The 19196-nt window shown below is 61.2% G+C and carries 14 protein-coding genes; 5 read left to right on the top strand and 9 right to left on the bottom strand.

The features are described 5' to 3' along the window. Positions 1 to 13 precede the first annotated feature (13 nt). From ACVIN2_RS18220 to ACVIN2_RS18180, 9 genes are all read right to left on the bottom strand, one after another. The gene (locus ACVIN2_RS18220) at positions 14 to 1600 is read right to left on the bottom strand and encodes a methyltransferase regulatory domain-containing protein (RefSeq protein ID WP_456769754.1); all 1587 of its coding nucleotides are present in this window, start codon (positions 1598 to 1600) and stop codon (positions 14 to 16) included. A gap of 5 nt (positions 1601 to 1605) precedes the next feature. Beyond that, a complete protein-coding gene (gene tssH / locus ACVIN2_RS18215; protein ID WP_456766595.1) occupies positions 1606 to 4245 on the bottom strand; it encodes a type VI secretion system ATPase TssH in 2640 nt (879 codons plus the stop codon). A 98-nt stretch (positions 4246 to 4343) separates the two neighbouring features. Next, positions 4344 to 5408, bottom strand: coding sequence for a type VI secretion system baseplate subunit TssG (gene tssG, locus ACVIN2_RS18210; RefSeq protein ID WP_456766594.1), 1065 nt, complete (start codon positions 5406 to 5408; stop codon positions 4344 to 4346). Beyond that, complete coding sequence (gene tssF, locus ACVIN2_RS18205; RefSeq protein ID WP_456766593.1) at positions 5372 to 7333, bottom strand: type VI secretion system baseplate subunit TssF; 1962 nt, start codon at positions 7331 to 7333, stop codon at positions 5372 to 5374. Before tssF ends, tssG begins: the two co-directional genes overlap by 37 nt. A gap of 1 nt (position 7334) precedes the next feature. Beyond that, entirely contained in the window at positions 7335 to 7841 is a 507-nt protein-coding gene (tssE, locus tag ACVIN2_RS18200) for a type VI secretion system baseplate subunit TssE (RefSeq protein WP_456769753.1), read from the bottom strand. Positions 7842 to 8065: 224 nt separating this feature from the next. Continuing rightward, complete coding sequence (locus tag ACVIN2_RS18195) at positions 8066 to 8551, bottom strand: Hcp family type VI secretion system effector (RefSeq protein WP_456766592.1); 486 nt, start codon at positions 8549 to 8551, stop codon at positions 8066 to 8068. A 49-nt stretch (positions 8552 to 8600) separates the two neighbouring features. Beyond that, positions 8601 to 10103 (bottom strand): type VI secretion system contractile sheath large subunit, encoded by a 1503-nt coding sequence (gene tssC, locus ACVIN2_RS18190; RefSeq protein WP_027568116.1) that lies wholly within the window; start codon positions 10101 to 10103, stop codon positions 8601 to 8603. 24 nt (positions 10104 to 10127) lie between these two features. Further along, complete coding sequence (tssB, locus tag ACVIN2_RS18185) at positions 10128 to 10655, bottom strand: type VI secretion system contractile sheath small subunit (protein ID WP_456766591.1); 528 nt, start codon at positions 10653 to 10655, stop codon at positions 10128 to 10130. A gap of 122 nt (positions 10656 to 10777) precedes the next feature. Next, entirely contained in the window at positions 10778 to 12094 is a 1317-nt protein-coding gene (locus ACVIN2_RS18180) for a type VI secretion system protein TssA (protein ID WP_456766590.1), read from the bottom strand. Positions 12095 to 12428: 334 nt separating this feature from the next. Between ACVIN2_RS18180 and ACVIN2_RS18175 the strand changes: the two genes are divergently transcribed. The 5 genes from ACVIN2_RS18175 to tssL are packed head-to-tail and all read left to right on the top strand — an operon-like array spanning position 12429 to position 19158. After that, a complete protein-coding gene (locus tag ACVIN2_RS18175) occupies positions 12429 to 14297 on the top strand; it encodes a type VI secretion system Vgr family protein (protein ID WP_456769752.1) in 1869 nt (622 codons plus the stop codon). Between the two features lie 56 nt (positions 14298 to 14353). Next, positions 14354 to 14866, top strand: coding sequence for a DUF6931 family protein (locus tag ACVIN2_RS18170; protein WP_456766589.1), 513 nt, complete (start codon positions 14354 to 14356; stop codon positions 14864 to 14866). Between the two features lie 12 nt (positions 14867 to 14878). Next, positions 14879 to 16246 (top strand): type VI secretion system-associated FHA domain protein TagH, encoded by a 1368-nt coding sequence (tagH, locus tag ACVIN2_RS18165; RefSeq protein WP_456766588.1) that lies wholly within the window; start codon positions 14879 to 14881, stop codon positions 16244 to 16246. Positions 16247 to 16294: 48 nt separating this feature from the next. Further along, the gene (tssK, locus tag ACVIN2_RS18160) at positions 16295 to 17632 is read left to right on the top strand and encodes a type VI secretion system baseplate subunit TssK (RefSeq protein ID WP_211397497.1); all 1338 of its coding nucleotides are present in this window, start codon (positions 16295 to 16297) and stop codon (positions 17630 to 17632) included. Then, positions 17629 to 19158, top strand: coding sequence for a type VI secretion system protein TssL, long form (gene tssL / locus ACVIN2_RS18155; RefSeq protein ID WP_456766587.1), 1530 nt, complete (start codon positions 17629 to 17631; stop codon positions 19156 to 19158). The genes tssK and tssL overlap by 4 nt, the downstream gene beginning before the upstream one ends. The last annotated feature ends 38 nt before the right edge of the window (positions 19159 to 19196 follow it).

The following is a 19196-nucleotide window of genomic DNA, read 5'->3' as shown; positions in this document are numbered from 1 at the left end:
GAGATCGATCGCCTCAGGCGACCAACAGGCCCAGCTTGCCGACCATCGCAAGCGAGCGTTCAACGCTCTCTCGAGTTGAAAGCAGCAGCGGCTCTACTGGCTTTCCGTCCTTGTCCTTTTGTTCGATCCGGATGCTGGAGCCAAATGCTTCGGTGATCTCGGCCGTGATCTGGTCGATAGTGTGAAGGCCGTCGAGCAATTGCAGGAAATGCCGGGTTCGATCGTCCTCCAACTGCACTGTTTGGTGGAGCAGGTTGGTGACGTGCGGACTTGTCTGCGACTGTTTACGGGCCAGTAAGCTCGCTTGCGGCCGGTCGGTAATTTCCTTCAGCAGGAATGGCGGCGATACCAGGAAGGAGACCTCGCCGCTGCAGCACAGGATGTACATCGCATCCGTCAGGACCCCTTCGTCATCGTCGGCGTGACGGCCATCCAGCAGCGCGCGCGCGCCGTGTAGCAACTCGCCGAATGACAAGGCGCGCGGCCACGCCCGGCCGAGGCACAGATGCGCTGCCTTCAGGAGGGGATTGGTCACGGTAATCCTGCTGCCGTTCTGGATCTCGAATTCCATTGCAGAATCGTCTGTCACACGGTCTTCGGGATCGACGGCGCTGGTCGTGCTCAAGAGGTGGTACCGCCTGACGAAATCTGTGTCGATCTGCCGGTCGAGGGAAACATTGTCGTGGCAAAACAAGCTGCGCCGGAAGCCGTTGCCGTCGATGAAATCCTGATACTGGTCGCGTGCCATGAACTCGCTTTCCGGGAAACGCTGCAGCGTGGCACGGACCTCCTCGGAGTAGCCGGCGAGATAGCGGCGCGAAAAATCGGAATCGCCCAGATACTGCAAGCCACACTGGGCGGCATCCTCTGCGACTTCGTGCAACAGGAAGGCGGTGGCGCCATCGTCGAGATCGTCGTGAAACAACAATTCGTCGGGAGACTTGAGAACGCGGTTGTACTGATCCCGCATGATCGCGCCGTGAACCGTGTTGGCCTTCGAGCCGTCGCTCAGGAACTTCAGGATCGCGCGAGCCTGTCCGACCTTCTCCTTCATGCCGGTGAGGCCGCGGGTGTGATACCGCATCATGTCGCGGGCCATGTCGCGGAGGTGCGAGAACGGATGCGCATTGTAACTGACGTAGCAGATCCCGCGCGGTGACAGGTTCTGCTTGAAAATCGTCATCATCTTCTCACGCACGGGCAGTGGCACCCATGAGTACACGCCGTGCGCGATGATGTAATCGAACTGTCCGAAGCTTGGATCGACATTCATGATGTCGCAATGGAGGAGCTTGATGTTGTTCAGGCCAAGTGTCGCGATATTTTTCTGGCCGCGCTCGATCGTCACGCCGCTCAGGTCGACACCGACGAACTCGCTGTCCGGATATTGAAAGGCCATTGGCAGAAGATTTCCGCCGACGCCGCAGCCGAGCTCCAGTACTCGGCAGCACTCGACCGGCGCAGGTTGCATGCCGTAGACGGTGGCAATCGTTGCAAGATGGTTGGGGTGGGTGAGCCCGTAGACGTGGCCGGGATAGTAGACCTCGTCGTACCGTGTTGGGCCGGTCGTCGAAGGGCGATGCTCAGTGTGAACATTCATCGTGCTCAGTTCCACGAATATGCGAACTTGTCGTTCGCGATTGAGACGCGCGTCTGCTTGATCTCTTCCTTGGCAAGCGATTTTCTCAGGAACTCGCGCGACAGCTCCGGCAGCAATGTGTTGGTGATGATGTTGTCGATCATGCGCCCGCCGGAATCCGCATCGTTGCAGCTTGACACGATGTGCTCAACGACGGTGTCGTCGTAGCTGAACGCCGCGTTGTGATTATCGCGTAGCCGACGGCCGATGCGGTCGAGCTGCAGCCGGACGATGCCGCCGAGCATCTCGTCCGAGAGCGGGAAGTAGGGGATCGAGACGATACGCCCGAGCAAAGCCGCCGGAAATACCTTCAGCAGTTCCGGCCTGAGCATTTTCGCGAGCTCTTCCGGTTCATTGCGATACTTTGGATCGCGGGACAGCCCCATGATCAGATCGGTACCGACATTGGTCGTCAGGATGATCAAGGTGTTCTTAAAGTCGATCCGTCGCCCGTTGCCGTCCTCCATGACTCCCTTGTCAAACACCTGGAAGAAGATCTCATGGACGTCGGGATGGGCCTTCTCCACTTCGTCGAGCAGGATGACGCTGTATGGCTTGCGCCGGACCGCCTCGGTGAGGCGGCCGCCTTCTCCGTAGCCGACGTAACCGGGAGGTGCTCCCTTCAGGGTCGAGACGGTATGCGCCTCCTGGAACTCCGACATGTTGATCGTGATCATGTTCTGCTCGCCGCCGTAGAGCGTCTCGGCAAGCGCCAACGCGGTCTCGGTCTTTCCGACCCCGGATGGTCCGGCCAGCATGAAAACGCCGATCGGCTTCGAAGGGTTGTCCAGCTTGGCGCGGCTGGTCTCGATACGTCTGGCGATCATCGTCAGCCCGTGGGACTGGCCGACAACGCGGCGGTTGAGGATCTCCGGCAGCTTCAGCACGGTTTCGATCTCGTCCCGCATCATCCGACCAACCGGGATGCCGGTCCAGTCGGACACGACGGACGCTACCGACTGCTGGTCCACATGGGCATAGACCATCCGTTTTTCCGGATTGATCCCCTCCAGCGTCTCGAACTTGCCCCGCAGCTCCGCTCGCTTTGCATCTGAATCTTGATCTTCCTTGGGCTCGGACAGGATGTCACGAATGCTGCGGATGTCCTTGACGAGCTCCTGCTCCTTGGCCCAGTCGGCCTCGAGCGCGGTTAGCTTTTCTTTCAACGCGGCGATATCGCTGTCGATCGTAGCGACGCGCTCGCCGTCCTCGATGCCCAGATCGCGGTCGCTGACCAGCGCGGATTTCTCAGCTTCGCGAGCCGTGATCGCGACACGCGTGTCCTCGATCAGGGCCGGCGTGGCGCTCTGGCTGATCGCCACGCGGGCCGAGGCGGTATCGAGCAGGCTGACGGCCTTGTCCGGCAGCTGTCGGGAGGGAATGTAGCGGTGCGAGAGGTTGACGGCTGCAATGATTGCGGCGTCGGAAATGCGGACACCGTGGTGCTTTTCCATTGGACCAAGAAGGCCGCGCAGCATCACGCAACAGGTCTCGACATCCGGTTCGTCGATCTGGATCGGCTGGAAGCGTCGCGCGAGCGCCGGGTCCTTCTCGATGTACTGGCGATACTCTGCCCAGGTGGTAGCTGCGATCGTGCGCAGCGTGCCACGGGCGAGTGGAGGTTTCAGGAGGTTTGCCGCGTCGCCGGTGCCGGCTGCACCGCCGGCGCCAATTAAGGTATGGGCTTCGTCGATGAAAAGGACGACCGGGGTGGGAGAGCTCTGCACCTCGTCGATCACCGAGCGCAGCCGCTGCTCGAACTCGCCCTTCATCGAGGCGCCGGCCTGCATCAAGCCGATGTCGAGGGCGCAGAGCCGGACATTGCGCAGCGGCGGCGGCACGTCCCCGGCGGCGATGCGTTGCGCGAATCCTTCCACCACCGCCGTCTTGCCGACGCCGGCTTCGCCGGTAAGAATCGGATTATTTTGCCGCCTTCGCATCAGAACGTCTATCAACTGGCGAATCTCTTCGTCCCGACCCAAGATCGGGTCCATCTCGCCCGATTTGGCCTTCGCCGTGAGATCCTGCGAGAAACGGTCGAGCGGTGTCGTGCCTTTCGGGCTGGTCTGATCCGCGCCCTCCGTGCCAGCGCCTACAAGACCCGAGCCGTCCATGGGCCGCATGCTCTCCTCGTCGGAGCCGGCCCAGATGGCGCGACGCTCGGCGGCCAATGCTTCGACGTTGACCTTGGCGAATTCCTGGGAGAGGTTGTTCAGCGCGCGACGGATGTCGTTCGACTTCAGCCCAGCCACGAGCAGGTGGCCGGTGCGGATCTGGGTTTCGCCGAAAAAGAGCGTGGCGTAGTGCCAGCCACGATCGAGGAGATCGATGACCGGATTGGCGATACCCGGCATGTCTGTTTCATTCTTCCGAAAGCCGTTGATCGCGCCGGCAAGTTCCGACAGCAACCGCCCCCGGTCGAGCTTATAATGGTCCACCGAGAGGCTTACGTCTGTGCGCTCCTGCTGCAGGATATGAAACAGCCAGTGCGCAAGCTCGACGTTGCGGTTCCCGGCGCTCTTGGCATGGCGAAGAGCCTGTATGAAGGCGTCGTAACCGGCGCGGTTCAGTTTGCCCGTTACGGCTTCAATACTGATATCGGTCACGGCAGCCCCTCCTGCTCAATTGCTCCGCCGATGTTTGACACCCAACGGAAATTGGCGCGAATCCCATGACATTGGGACGATCGGCGCGGTCGATAGGTTCAAATTGCCGAGGCATCGGCTGCGGCGTTCCGGCGGGCTCGCAGGCGCTCCCCGAGCTGAAAGCGGGCATCGCGGCGATATTCTTCAGTGGAGGTCCAGTTCGGGGAGACCCAGGTGGTCCATCCAAGCCGTCCGCTCTGCCCTAGTCTGACGGGGACGACCTCTCCCGCTGGAATGGCGAGCTCGACCTCCCACTCTAGTTCGTCGCCAACGTAGAAGAAAACGGCGTCGGCCAGCGGCTCCGACAAGTTGCGCGCTTCGGTCGGCAGGAACTGCTCGTACTGGACAAAATTCTTGACGAAGACCCGAACCCTGATCTTGTCTTCGACGCTGAACACGCGTGAGCCGAGAAGCGCGTCCCGACCGAGGCTGGCATGCGCCTCGCCAAGCCGGCTGCAGTGACTTGGATCGAACGCAAGCCAAGTGCCGACAAACTCGTCGATCTCGACCTTGACGTCGAACAGTCCCTGCAAGAACCGCGTCAGCCGTGACGCACATTTCGCCCTCGGGGCGACCAGTCCGACGAAGCTGAGCTTCGCCATGTCGGGTACGGTGTCCCGATTGGCGAAAACGTTTGAGCCGAGGCCGGCGAAGGAGCCGACATAGGCGATGAAGCGATCATCCGCGGGACGGTCGTGCTGCGCGATCGGCCGGGCGTCGGCCCAGGCACGAAAGAAGAGCTGCAGGAACCGGCCGTTGAGCAGGTCAAGAAAGCGGGGGAAGGCCTCGTCCCGCATCAGCCACCAGCTCAGACTTTCATCGGTCGTGGCAAGTGGCAGCGCACCTTGCGGACCCAGGAGGCCGAGAAACTTGACGAGGATTCTGAGCCGGCCATTCTGGTCGTCGACTACGGCAAGATTAGAGGCAGGGAACTCGAGGTAGGGCACTTGGCCGAGATCGACGTACTCCTCGCGGCGGGCGGCGCTGTCACCGATCCGAGGTCGATCCGGATTGGCTCGCTCGAGCTGACGCAGGGTATTGAAGAAATCGAACCGCCAAGGTTCAGCCTTCATCTGGTCGATCAGCGTCACAGCGGTCTCCGCGTGCCCATGCGCGGTGGCCACCGCATGATCTCGCCACGCTCCGGCGTCGAGACGACCGTTTGGGTGAAGGTGTTGAAGCCTGAATAGTCGGCGAAGAAGCGCTCCAGCACAGCTCCGAGCAGGAACACGCCGCTCCCCTCGAACGCCTTCTCGTCAAGTGTGACAGTGATCTCCAGGCCGCGCGCGGCACCGCTTCCGGTGCGCTCCCGCACCCGTCGCACGACGGGCCGGCTTTCGATGCTGCGCACGCCCCGGATCTTGCGTTCGGTGGCGTCGTCGTACTGGTCGGCAAACAGGGACAGCATCTCGCGCAGCGCTCCTGCGTTCTTGCCGCCGTTGCGCTCGACAAGGCCGAGATAGTTCAGGCTCAGCATGTTGATCAGCCGCCAACTGACGATCCCGCTGTTGGCGATTTCGCTGCGACTGCGCAACTGGGCGACCACCGGCTCGCGCGGCCGGGTTGGACCAGCAACGCACACCAGGTCGAGGGACGTGTCGTCCAGCAGGTGGAAGTCGGCGCCGCTCGCGCCGACCGGCAGGTGCTCAGTGAGGTGCCGATTGGAACACAGCGCTCGGACGCTGAGCTCGGCGGCCGAGTCCTGCCCGTTCAATTCGCCGGGCTCGAGCAGCGATAGGAACATGTCCGTCCCGGTGTAATCGGAAGATGAGCCGTACGTCTTCTCTTCCACCGTGCGGCGCCGGGGCAGGCGGCGGACCGTGAAGTAAAGCCCCTGTGCGCCGGTCTGGTCGACGCTTGCCGAATACAGCGGGCGTACCAGCCGCTTGTCCTTCTCCGCCGGCATATGCGCGTAGACTTCGAGGACCTGATGCGGCTCGTATTCGAGATAGCGACTACGATCCGGCACCACGTGATATTCGTGGGTGTTCGACTTGAGGGGGATTCGATCACTCGTCTTCTCGAACAGGTTGATCGCCGGTGCGGTGTAGAGCCTGAAGCTATCGGAACGCACCGCGGCCGCGAGCCGCGAATTGTGTTCATCGAAGGCGAAGACGATATCGATCGACTTGCTGCGCAGGCGCGGCATCACGCTGCGGAGTCCGGTCAAGTGAACGCCAAGGAACTTGCGCGGAAACATGAAATATTCCCGGAGCAGCTCTGAGCCGCGAAAGACGCGGTTGTCGTGCGGGAATAGCGACTCGGTTTCGTCGAAACCGATCTGCTGCACGCAGTCGTGCGGTGCGCGCGTCACCACCGGATCGCCGAAATCGTCGAGATGTCGGAAGTAGACGCCCTTGCAATTCGATATCAGTTGTTCGTAGAGCGCTATGCCATCTGATTCCGCACCGACGAGATAGATCGGGAGCTCGCTCATGCGGCAGCCCGCAAACCACGTTTCCGGCTTTGTCCGAGCCTCTGCATCCGACAGTTCCTCGTCAACCTGGGCCGCGGTGCGGTGGGTCAGCGACAGCCTGAGTCCGGCGATGACGTCGCCGCCGACCGGGATTCCGAGTGCCTGCAGCGCGCCCGCGGTCGAGAAGTATTCGGCGCCTGTGATGTCGAACGGCCAGAGCGTGATATCGCGGCATAGTCGAAATCGGCAGGCGAGGCTTCGCTCTCTCTCTCGGTAGGTGGCGTCGAAATAGGCGCCGCGCGCGATCTTTTTGCCGTCGCGCAGGGCCGGGTCGGCATAGGGCGGTCCTGCTGCGACCAGCATGGCCGACGGGGTAGGGGCAAGGTAGTTCGGAACCAGCTGTTCGAGCAGATTCGATGTGAATTCCGGAAATTCGTGCTTTAGCTTCAACTGGACACGGGCGGCAAGAAACGCCGCGCCTTCCAGTAGCCCGGTGATCATCGGATCCGAGCGGTCCCTGATCAGGCCGCCCAGGCGTTCAGCGATGCCGGGATACTCCTCGGCAAAATCTCCTGCTTGCTCGTACAGCAGGGACAATTCGCGATTGTAGAAGTCCAGGAATTCGCGATTCATGCTAAAGTCGATTGATCTGGATATCGCCGCTGTCGAGCTCGACGTCGGCGACGAATTCCACGGGAACGTTGAGCGGTTCAGCTTTCAGATCGGCGTGAACGATGAAGCGCAGCTTGAGCTGCTCGGGTCCGATCGAGGCGTCGCGGCGGACCCGGATTGTCTTGCGATCGAGCCTTGGTTCATAATTGAGCAGTGTGGTGCGCAGCGAGCCGCTGAGCTCGTCGTCCGTGACCTCGTCGATCGACCGATTGGCGATGTCGGGAAAGCCATAGTTCAGGATCGACGTTCGTACGCAATCCCGGCCGCTCATGTCTAGCGTCGATTCGAGAGCGATCGTATTGAGGAGCGTTTCGACGTCATGGGAGACCTCGCGCCGGAGGAGTGCCTCCGAGATCGGATGGCGTCCTGTGCTGCGTCGGCCTGCGATAATCCGTTCACCGGACTGATCGCGCAGATCGAGCTTCTTGCGCGCATCACGCGCTTCATGCGCCGCGCGAAAGGCGAGCATCAGCGGCGGAGAGAGCCGATCCTTTTTTGGCGTAAGCGTCAATCCGGTCCCCATGACGTTCGGCGCCTATGCCGCTTCGAAAGGCGGCAATCGGCGTCGCACTTGACGTATCGTGGCCAGGCATCCGGCCGTAACCGGGGCCATTCGAAGGATGCAATTTGGGATAGCGCCGCATGGCGCCGGTGTCCGCTATTGGCAACCGGCGCCAGGCGAGGGGCCAAAGATCATGCCCATTCCTTGTTGGCAGGAACGTCCCAGCCGAAGGTCGGCGAGGCGCCGGCGGCACCCTTGTCCGTCTGGGTCTTGTAGGTCATCTTGACCTTGGCGAAGTTCAGACTCACGTTTTCGGTTAGGCGCTCTTCGCCATGCGATCCGCCGGTCGACACGCTGGAGACCAGGACGTGCTTCATCTCGATCTTGAGATACTCCAGCGGGTTCTCGCCAGCCTTGCGCACAGTCAGGATCGCCGTTTCGATGTGCTTTCCGTTCGCGCAGACCTTAAACAATTCCGGGGTGGACTTGTCCACGAAGTGCGTGAAGTGGAGATCCTGGACGTTGACCTTGCCAGCGCCGCCTCCGGATCCGCTGTGGAATGTACCGGCCTGGCTTTCGCCGAACGACCAGCTCAATACATCAATCTCGTCCTTGTGCTTGTCATCCAGCGACTCGCCCTTGATGGGATCGAGTTTCAAGAAAATATCGACAGCCATAGCTTAGTCCTCTCAAAAATCTGCAATTGACAGTTGCGATGACGTGGCGTCAGGAACTCGGGCCTGGTAGGCGCGAGACGAGACTGAGGCCGACGTCCATCGCTTCGAGTTGGAAGTGTGGACGGAGAAAGAAGCGTGCGTTGTAATATCCCGGGTTCTCCTCGTTTGCTATGACCTCGACCTTCGCTGCGGCCAGCGGTTTGCGCGCTTTCTGAGCTTCTGACGATAGGGCTGGGTTGGCATCAACGTACTCGTTGATCCAGGTTTGCAGCCAGACCGTCAGCTCATCCTTTTCCTTCATGGATCCGATCTTGTCGCGAACCATGCACTTCAGATAGTGCGCAAAGCGGGACACTGCGAACATGTAGGGCAGACGTGACGACAGGTTGTCAGACGCGGTTGCATCCACGCCTTTCTCGCCGAAATACTTCTTCGGCTTGTAGAGCGACTGCGCACCGATGAAAGCCGCCTTGTCGGTGTTCTTGCGATGGATCAGCGGGATCAGGCCCGCCTTGGCGAGTTCATGCTCGCGACGATCGCTGATCGCGATCTCGGTTGGACATTTCAGGTCCACGCCGCCGTCGTCGGTCGGGAACGTGTGCGTGGGCAGGTTGATGACCTCGCCGCCGGACTGAACACCGCGGATGCGGGTGCACCAGCCGAACTCCTTGAAGGCGCGGTTGATGTTGACAGCCATCGCGTAGGAGGCGTTGATCCAACCGTACTTGTCGCCGGTATGCCCGTCGGTTTCTTCCTCGAAGGCGAATTCTTCCACCGGCTCCGACTTGGCGCCGTAGGGAAGGCGACCCAGCACTCGCGGCATGCAAAGGCCGAGATAGCGCGAGTCATCCTGGTCGCGGAGACCTTTCCAGGCCGCGTATTCCGGCGTGTCGAACACCTTGCCGATGTCGCGGGGATTGGACAGCTCGGTCCATGAATCCATGCCCATCAGCGTGGGCTCGGCGCCGGCGAAGAAGGGAGCGTGCGCGGCGCCGGCGACCTTGCTGAGATCACGCATCAACTGCACGTCGGTCGGCAGATGACTGAAATAGTAGTCGCCGATCAAGCAGCCGAACGGCTCGCCGCCTAACTGGCCGAATTCGTACTCGTAGACCTGCTTGAACAGCGGGCTCTGGTCCCAGCGGGCGTCTGGATATAGCCGCAGGTTGCGATAGAGCTCGGTCTTGGAGACATTCATCACGCGAATCTTGAGATTGGCATCCGTCTCGGAATTGAAGACGAGGTAATGCAGGCCGCGCCAGGCGCTTTCGATCGCCTGGAACTCGGGCGCATGAAGAATCTCGTTCATCTGCGCGGTGAGCTTCTGGTCGATCCGCGCGATCATCTCCTCGATGGTGTCGAGGACATCCGACTTGATGACGCTCGTGTCCTTCAACGCCTCCTGAACGAGCGTGGATACCGCATTCTCGACTTCGGTCGCAGCGCGTTCGGTGCGGGGCTTGAAGCTCTGCTTGAGTAGGTTCGCAAACTCGTCGGCCTCGGCGGTCCCGACCTGAGTGACGTTCGCCTTTTGACCAGCTTCTTTTGCCATGGTCCCCAGTCCTTCTCTTTATTTCTATTTCTCGGCGTCGGGTTCGGTCGGTTGGCTCGCTGTGCGTTCTTTCAGCGCGGCCATCAGTTGCGGATCGCTAAGGAGCTTCTTCAGCTGATCCTCCGCAGCCACCTTGCCGTCCATGTAGCGGAGCAGGTTGGCGAGCTGTTCGCGGGCCTCCAGCAGCTTGGCCGTGGCTGGAACCTGTCGGGCGACCGCTACGGGTGAGAAGTCGGCCATCTTGTTGAAGCGCAGGCTGATGGAAATCTTCTCGTCGGCCGCTTCGCTTAGGCGGTTGGCCACGCGGGCTGTCACCCCGGGCTGGATGGCCGCCATGCGGTTGTCGAAATTGTCCATGTCGAATTCGAGGAACTTGCGCTCCTCGACCTTGGGTTTCTCCACGCCAGCGTTGTTGCCGGAAAGGTCGGAAAGGACGCCCATCACGAACGGCAACTCGATCAGCCGCTCAGCGTCGTAGGGATCTTCGTAAGTGATGTGAACGCGCGGTGCGCGGTTACGACGGATGAATTTTTGACCGCTGTCGGTAGCCATGGTTCCCCTCTTTGCGAAATCATTGAGAAGCCGGTTTGCCGCGACGCAGGTTACAAGAGCAGCTCAACTTGCGGTCGGCAAAATCTATATGTCCTGTTAGTGACGTCGAGCGAAATGCGGGTTCAATACGATTTGTCGATTGTCTTGAGCGCGCCCTCGGGCAGGACGTCGTTCAAAAGGCTGAGAAAGTCTCGCTGTGCCAGTTCGCGCGCGCGGTCGACCAAAAAGGGAATAGGGCTCGACGGTTCTGCGGTCCGAAAAAATGCGGCCACTTTGGCCAGCATGCCCAAGGCCTGTGCTCTATTTTCTGCAGAGAAAACAGTATCTTGAACTTCGCTCTCGATCCCGGACGAGGATGGGGTGGCAAGCTCCGCCATCCGTTCGATGGGCAGGTCGAAGAACTTGTCTCGCCCGATATTGATCGCGGCGCTCTCTACGTGGGCGGGCACCAGCATTCGCATCACTTCGATAAAAGATTTACCAACCATCTCCTGCGCCTGACGCACCAGCAACAGGGCGGGATTGGACGGTTCCATTCGGGCGAAATAGTCCGCGGCGGCGGCAAGTGCCGCAGTGGCCTGCCCCGACGACGTCAGCGCACCGGTTGCTTCAATCGGGTGTTGCGTGTCGGCTAGTTCAGCGTCGTCTGACGGCGCAGCCACCACGGCGCTCGGGTCACGCTCCGCGACGAGACCCGCAAGCCAGGCGGCCATGCCATTGACGACGCCGGAGAGCCTGTCGAGGCTGATGGGTTGCCCCGAGTTCAACTTTTCGTGCCAGATCGTCGTGATGCCTGCAATTTCGGCAGCGACTGCCGAACAACGTGCACTCACTGCCCTCAGGGTCTCGAGATCTGTGTCGCCAATGATGCGCTCGATCATTGCAAGATCGGGACCGTCAGTGTCGGCGTCACCAGCGGGAATTTCTCCCTTGGCAACCTGATAGGCACGGTAGTTGAGGGTCCCCTGTCTGCGATTTTCGATCAGCGGCAGGAATTGGAGGGGATTGATCACGGTTGGAAACACGTCGATCGCTTCGATCGTGACTGCGCGAAGAGCGTAGTCGCCGTCTTCGGCCCTCGGATGTACAGCTTCCCACTGCTCCCTAAGCAACGTGGTCGTCGCCTTCAGGCAATTGAGAAAGCCGTCAAGATCCCGGTTAAGGATGGAGAACTTGGCCAGCAGCATGTTCAAACGCAGATCGCGGGTGCGCGCCAGAAGAGGTCGTGCGGCCGCAAACTGGCCGACGATGTCGATGGCCTTCGGATCGAAGCGCCCGCGATCTCCATTGGCGTTGACCACCTCGAAGTACGACATCGGAAGCAGCGATTCCGCACCTGCGAAGAAGTTGAGGTACTGAACGTCCCCACTTGCGTCGAGATCGGGCCCGCAGGGATCGTCCGCGGCTACGGGCTGGGTCAAGGAGGCGACGTCGAGCATGATCGTCCATCTGCTGGGCCCCCGCCGAACCCCGTGACGTACCCAGGAGCGCGGGAGAGACTATGATCCGATTGTCTTATGGGTCAGATGCTTGCGGGTCCCGGTTCATTCACCGGTGATCATGACAGTTTCGCGTGAACCAGCAAGCTCTTGGAGGCGACTACTTGAAGGCCTGGGTGGTTCTGTGTACGGCTGCTGTGGCGCGTCAGGATGCCAACCCCGGACGGACCTACCGGCCTGCCAGCAGCGGCCAGGATGTCCGTGGTTCTTGCATGACCGCCTGATCTGCTCTTTGGAGCCGATCATGCGGCCGACGAGGGAGTTTAACGCCCACATGGGCCAGCTTACCCAAGATACCCGCCTCTGCGAGCTCAAGACGCCACTCGGCAAGGACGTTCTGGTTTTCGTCGGATACGAGGCTTCGGAAGGTCTCAGCGAACTCTTTGAGTATCGTATCGAATGTCTCAGTGAGGACGCCGATCTCGACTTCGACCGCGCAATCGGTCAGCAGTGCACGCTGAAGATAAAGCTTCATGAGAAGGAGCGCGAGTTCAGCGGCATTCTCACCGAAGCGCAATGGCTTGGGGTGAAGAACGACTATTTCAGCTATAGAATCGTGCTTCGGCCCTGGTTATGGCTGCTGTCGCGAACCACCGATTGCCGGATATTCCAGGACAAGAAGGCGCCCGACATCATCAAGGAGGTCTTCAACGATCGCGGCTTCAACGACTACGAATCGAAGCTGACCGAGGAAGGTTCCTGTCCGAAGCTCGAATATTGCGTTCAGTACCGCGAGACCGATCTGAATTTCGTTTGCCGATTGATGGAGCAGCACGGCATCTACTACTTCTTCAAGCACGAGGGCGGCAAGCACACGCTGGTACTGGCGGACTCAAAATCGTCGCACAGTCCGATCAACGGACTCGCCTCGATCCCATACATACCGCTGACGGGTGCCGACCGGCGAGGCGAGCAACACATCTACGAATGGGTCTCGGAGCGCAGGTTTCGGACCGGCAAGGTCGAGCTCAACGATTACAATTACCAGAAGCCCAACGCGCAGATGATCAGCGACGCCAAGGGCAACGAGCATTACTCCCGATCAGAAATGGAATTTTACGACTATCCGGGGAAGTTCAAGGAAAAATCCGACGGCGAGCGTTACGCGAAGATCCAGCTTCAGTCCGAGCAAGCCATGGACCGGCGGCGCCGCGGCAACGGTGATGCAGTCAACCTGTTCCCCGGTGGATTGACTAAACTCGAGAAGCATCACAAGGACTCGCAGAACGTCGAATATCTGGTGGTACGAGCCACCCATTCGTTCTCGATCGAATCTTACCGCACGGGTGGTCCCAGCGACGCCGGTCAGCACGTCTATTTCGGGAGCTACGAGTTCTTGCCGAGCGACCGTCCGTTCCGGGCGCCGATGTTGACGCCGAAGCCAAGGATTAATGGTGTCCAGACCGCCAAGGTGGTGACCAAGGACGACAATTCGAGCGAGGAGATCGACGTCGAAAACCTCGGCGAAATCTATGTACGGTTTTTCTGGGACCGGAAGAAAAAGCGGTCTTGCCGGTTGCGCGTTGCTCAGGTCTGGTCCGGCAAGAAGTGGGGCGGTCAGATCATTCCGCGCGTCGGACAGGAAGTGGTCGTCGAATTTCTGGAAGGCGATCCGGACCGGCCTCTGATCATCGGCACCGTCTATAACGACGAGTACAAGCTGCCCTATGACCTGCCGTCCAAGAAGACGATCGCGGGATTGAAGTCCGATTCGACCAAGGGCGGCGGCGGCTACAATGAGTGGAATTTCGAGGACAAGAAGGGCTCCGAGAAGATCACGGTGCATGCCGAGAAAGACCATGACGTGACGGTCCGCGACACCGAGACGCGGACCATCGGCGAAGCCGCGCTCGGCGGCGACACCCGCAAGACGACCCTCGTCAACGGCAACGACAAGCTCGATATCCAGTTAGGCGGTCAGCATATCACTATGGCGATGGATCAGTCGGTCACCGCAGGCCTAACCATCACGCTCATGGCCAACGTCAACATCACGCTGCAGGTCGGCCCCAGCCAGATCATCCTGACGCCTGGGGGCATCGTCATCAATGCGCCGACCATCGCGATGACGGCGCAGGGAGCCATGGCGCTAACAGCCGGGGGCCCGCTGGGTGCCCACGGCCTGCCAACCCTTGTCGGTTGAGTGCTATGAGCCAAGTTAGGTTCGGTGCGGTGCGGGATCTTTTTCAGGCCTACCCAATGGCGCGCCATGACGTCGGCAGGGCCGAGCCCGACAAGCCTTCACTCGATTTCCTGCAGGACGCCACCGATGCGTGCAATTGGAACGGGGCCGTCTCCTTCTGCGCTTATCTGCTGCCCCGGCGCGTCGCCGTTGCCTGGGGATGCCGCTCGTTACGGCGGATGTTCGACCATTTCGATGCCAACGACGCCAGGTCGCTGAACTACGTCGAGGCCTGGGTCAGGCAGCCCGACGAGCAGTCCCGGAACAAGGCGTTGGCCGTCGGCAACGCCAACGATCCGGAACAGCCGGCGACATGGCTTGCGCTGGCGGCCGGATGGTCTGGCGGAAGCGTGGTCCCGGCGGAATTTGCGCCGGTCGAGGCCAAGCCCGATCAAGCTGCACGCGCGGTACGCGCGGCCCTGCTGATCGCCCTTTGCCGGCTCCCCCGCGAGTCCCGGGACCGGATAATGACGGCATGCCTAGAGGATGGTATTCAGTTGGCACGCGGCGAACCGCGCCCGCCGCGCTAACGAGACGAAGAGATGGTGCTTCGCTTCAATATCGAGAACGAATCGAACCTTCCGGACGGTGGCCCTGTATCATTTACGGTCACCGGCAGGCGCTCGGTCGATATTGGCCGCGACCGTCATCTTGACTGGACGTTGCCTGATCCGGCTAGGACGATCTCCGGAAAGCATTGCGAGGTGCATTTTCGCGATGGCGGCTATTGGCTGCATGACGTCTCGACGAATGGCACCTTTCTCAATGGCGCCGACCAGCGAATGCGGGCACCGCACCGGCTGCGTGACGGAGACCGGCTCACCATTGGCCACTACATCATCGGGGTTTCACTGGAGGATGAGGCGGGCGGGCATCCGCAGGACCGCGAGGCACAGCAGCACGTTCCTCTCGTCCAGCAACATGCCGATTATCAGGAATTGTGGGCGGCCGATCGCGACGTACCGCCGCCCATCGATCCGCAGCAATTGAAGAAGCCGCGCGAGGCGGCGCGGCCCGTCAATCCGGAGTTTCTGGATTGGGCGGCGAGCGTCCCGTCGCCGGGCGTGGATCCCTTTCGACGACCCCCGCCGACGTCGCCGTACCTGTCTTCCGCGCAGGACGACATGAGCTGGGCCGACGGCCCGGTCGCCGCACCGAAAGCCCCCATCGAACCGCCGCCCGCGATGCCGACCCCGCGCCGGCCCTCGGTGTGGGCCGATGCTGAAGCGGCGCCCGTCCAATCGCCGCCACCGCCATATGTCGAGCCGTCGCGACCGGCGCAGGCGATGGACGAAACGCCGGCGCCCGCCATGACGGCCGGCGGTGCCGACTTCGCGCGGCTGGTGGCACGCGCCGCCGGATTGCCCGACACTTTCTTTGCCAACACGACCGATGCCGAGCTCGCCGGACAGCTTGGTAGCATCTTGCGCATGACCGTGGACAATCTGATGGCGCTGCTGCAAGCGCGAACTCAGGCCAAGCAGCTGACGCGCAGCACCAGCCAGACCACCGTTCAGGCGATTGAGAACAACCCGCTGAAATTCTCGCCGACCTCGGAAGATGCAATGCGGATTTTGTTCGGGCCGAAGACGCGGAGCTATCTCGACGCGCAACGCGCCTTTGCACAGGGTTTCAGCGACCTCAAATCACATCAGTTGAAGACGTACATGGCGATGCAGCACGCCGTTCACGAGCTCATCACCGGCATCGATCCGACCCTCATCGCGCGCGAGCTCGAGCTTCAGCGCGGGGCCAAATCCTGGCTCGGTTCGAACAAGAGCAAATTGTGGGATGAGTTCATGACGCGCTGGAAGGCGCATCTCGGCCGCGACAACAGCGCGCCGATCGATACCTTTATGCTGTATTTCTCCGACTATTACGACCGCTCCGACAAAAGCGGTGCAAAGTGAACTAGCGGCGGCCGTCCGGTCGCCGACATTGCTAATGTGGATGTAGGAATGTCTTGGTACAGCAAGGTTTTCTGGTCGGAAGGTCTGTTTCTGCGGCCGCACCATTTGCAGCAGAATGATCGCTATGTCGAGCACTTGCTGGAAAAGCGCGTTCGTTACACGACGCCATACCCTTGGGGATTTGCCCAGCTCGAGATCAACACGGACCTCACTGAACAGAGTAAATTTGCGGTGCGCAACGCCTCCGGCGTCATGCCAGATGGCACGCCATTCGACATCCCAGCGGACAGCCCGATCCCGGACGCGATAGAGGTGCCGGATTCGGCTGCCGGCCAGATCGTTTGGCTGATGATGCCCGTCGCCGCACCGAACACGCGCGAAGTGGACGAAGATCGGACCGACAGCGCCAGCCGCTATGTTCGCACTTCGGAGACTTTCATCGACTCGACCTCCACGCTGCGCATCGAGGAAGAGATCGACATCGCCTATCCGCGGTTGTCATTCGAGTTGCGCAAGACCAGCAAGCCAGGATACATGGGCCTCGGCATCGCGCGCATTCTGGAGGTGCGTGACAAGAACGTGCTGTTCGATGACAAGTTCGTGCCGCCGATGCTGGTCTGCGCCGCACATCCGATCATCGACGGCTGGCTCAATCGCATCATCGGCTGGGTCGAGACGAAGCTCGATGAGCTCGCACGCTACGCGGTCGATCCATCGTCCGGTGGCGGATTGCAGAGCGTGGACTATCTGGTGCTGCAAGTGCTCAACCGCACCATTCCCGTGCTGACCCATTTTCAGCGCTCCGGAAGTATTCATCCCGAACGGCTGTACGAGGAGTTGCTGAGGTTCGCCGGTGAGCTTGCGACGTTTGCCACGCCGGAACGCCGCGCACGCAACTATCGGGCATACGATCATGATGACCTCGAAAACATTTTCACCCCCCTGGTAAGCGACATCCAGGACTTCCTGAGCGCGCGGCTCGGCCGGCGGGCGATCCGCCTTGAGATCATCGAGCGTGCACAGAATGCATTCGTGTCGCCGATCCGCGATCGGGCGCTATTCCGGAATGCGACCTTGGTGCTCGAAGTTGCGGCACGGCGGCCGCTCGTGGAAATCCAGAACGATTTCCCGCATCTGTTCAAGGTCGGCCCGAACACCAAGATGAACGAGATCGTGCACGCCAACTTGCCGGGGTTGACGTTGGTGCACTTGCCGACCCCGCCGCCGCACATCCGGGCCATCACCGATCACGTCTATTTCTATCTCGATCGAAAGTCGCCGCTGTGGCCCGAGTTCAGCACGGCGGCCTCGATCGGGATGCACTTCTCCGGCGACTGGCCGGAGCTTGAACTGTACCTTTGGGCGATCCTGGAAGATAGGCCATGAGCGACAGGGACAAGCCGGTCAATCCTTTCGGTCGGGGCGAGCGGACGATCATCCGTCCCAATCCCGGCGGGAAATTGCCGCTGGCGCCTGCCGCCCAGCCGCCGGCGGGAGAAGGGCCTGCGGCACGCCCTGCCTATTCGCCGTCGCCCGTGCCGTCTCCCGGCGCCGCGCCGTCGTCATCGTTTTCCCCGGTTCCTCAGGGCCCGAGCTACGCCGCCGCACCAACCAGCCATCCGTCGGAGGAATGGATATCGACCCCGACGCAACCCTCCGCGCAGCAAGCGATGCTGCCGCCCGGACCGCCTCTGCGCGTCGATGATCTGGTCGCGCCGAACGCCAATCCGGTGATGCGCGCCGCAGGGCCCTTGCTGCAACTGCTGGGCCGCTTGCGGGTGGCGCTCATGCGCGCATCATTCGCAAGTCTGATGGAACAAGTAGCCGATGCCATAAAATTCTTCGAGAAGGACATCCGTTCGGCGGGCATCTCCGAGCACCAGGCCAATACGGCAAAATATATCCTGTGCGCCACCGCCGATGATATCGTGCAGCATATCCCGACCGAGGAGCGCCACGTCTGGACGCAATACTCGATGTTGAGCCGGTTCTTCGGCGAGCGGGTGGGCGGTGTCCGCTTCTTCGAGATCCTTGACCATTTGAAGGTTGATCCGCTGGTCAATTATCCGGTGCTCGAATTGCAGCATGCCTGCCTCGCGCTCGGCTTCCAGGGCATTCACCGCACATCGACGGGTGGGCTCGCCAACCTCCAGGTGATCCAGCGCAACCTGTATGAAACGCTGCGCCGGGTCCGGCCCAAGACGATGAGCGACCTGTCGCCGAACTGGCGGGGGCAGGCGCTGGCGGCTCGCCGGCAGCGCCTCCGTGTTCCGGTTTGGCTGGTAGCGGCCGTGGCCGCCGCGCTGCTGATGGGCTCTTATTTCGTCTTGCGCACACTGCTGGCCGGCCGGTCAGAGAATGCCGCCGAGGTGGCGCTGGCCCTGCATCCAACCGATCCGATCGAGCTCAAACGCAAGGTGATCGCGCCGCCGCCGCCACCACCACCGCCTCCGCCACCACAGCCGGACCGCATCACCCAGTTGCAGCGCATCCGCAACGCGCTCGCCAAGGAGAATACCGCCTGCGCCATGACCGCGGACCAGACCGCGAGCTTCATCGTGATCAGGGTCTGTGACCTCGCACTGTTCTCGTCGGGCCAGGCAACCATCCTCGACGGCTTCAAGCCGATTGCGGTCCGGGTCGCTGCAACCCTCGACAAGGAGCCGGGGCGAATCCGGGTTGTCGGCCATACCGATAGTTCGCCGATCCGCACCGTGCGCTTCCCGTCGAACTTCGAATTGTCGGTCGAGCGCTCCAAGGCGGTCGCCGCGGCGCTGAAGGCCGGCCTGACCGATGGTTCGCGTGTCGACGTCGAGGGCAAGGGCGCGGACGCGCCGATCGCTCCCAACACGACACCTGAGGGACGCGCCAAGAACCGGCGTGTCGAAATCTTTATTGAACGCAGCGAATAGCTGCCACCACAGCTCACGCTGTTTGCGACAGGTACCGG

The sequence above is a fragment of the Bradyrhizobium sp. USDA 3650 genome (assembly GCF_054057395.1).
This window is presented reverse-complemented; position numbering and strand designations above follow the sequence as displayed.

What these genes read in the sequence shown, in the direction of transcription:
- ACVIN2_RS18220 (WP_456769754.1), bottom strand. Translation starts at nt 1,600, where the DNA reads ATGAATGTTCACACTGAGCATCGCCCTTCGACGACCGGCCCAACACGG.
- tssF (WP_456766593.1), bottom strand. Translation starts at nt 7,333, where the DNA reads ATGAATCGCGAATTCCTGGACTTCTACAATCGCGAATTGTCCCTGCTG.
- tssE (WP_456769753.1), bottom strand. Translation starts at nt 7,841, where the DNA reads ATGCTCGCCTTTCGCGCGGCGCATGAAGCGCGTGATGCGCGCAAGAAG.
- ACVIN2_RS18195 (WP_456766592.1), bottom strand. Translation starts at nt 8,551, where the DNA reads ATGGCTGTCGATATTTTCTTGAAACTCGATCCCATCAAGGGCGAGTCG.
- tssC (WP_027568116.1), bottom strand. Translation starts at nt 10,103, where the DNA reads ATGGCAAAAGAAGCTGGTCAAAAGGCGAACGTCACTCAGGTCGGGACC.
- tssB (WP_456766591.1), bottom strand. Translation starts at nt 10,655, where the DNA reads ATGGCTACCGACAGCGGTCAAAAATTCATCCGTCGTAACCGCGCACCG.
- ACVIN2_RS18180 (WP_456766590.1), bottom strand. Translation starts at nt 12,094, where the DNA reads ATGCTCGACGTCGCCTCCTTGACCCAGCCCGTAGCCGCGGACGATCCC.
- ACVIN2_RS18175 (WP_456769752.1), top strand. Translation starts at nt 12,429, where the DNA reads ATGGGCCAGCTTACCCAAGATACCCGCCTCTGCGAGCTCAAGACGCCA.
- ACVIN2_RS18170 (WP_456766589.1), top strand. Translation starts at nt 14,354, where the DNA reads ATGGCGCGCCATGACGTCGGCAGGGCCGAGCCCGACAAGCCTTCACTC.
- tagH (WP_456766588.1), top strand. Translation starts at nt 14,879, where the DNA reads ATGGTGCTTCGCTTCAATATCGAGAACGAATCGAACCTTCCGGACGGT.
- tssK (WP_211397497.1), top strand. Translation starts at nt 16,295, where the DNA reads ATGTCTTGGTACAGCAAGGTTTTCTGGTCGGAAGGTCTGTTTCTGCGG.
- tssL (WP_456766587.1), top strand. Translation starts at nt 17,629, where the DNA reads ATGAGCGACAGGGACAAGCCGGTCAATCCTTTCGGTCGGGGCGAGCGG.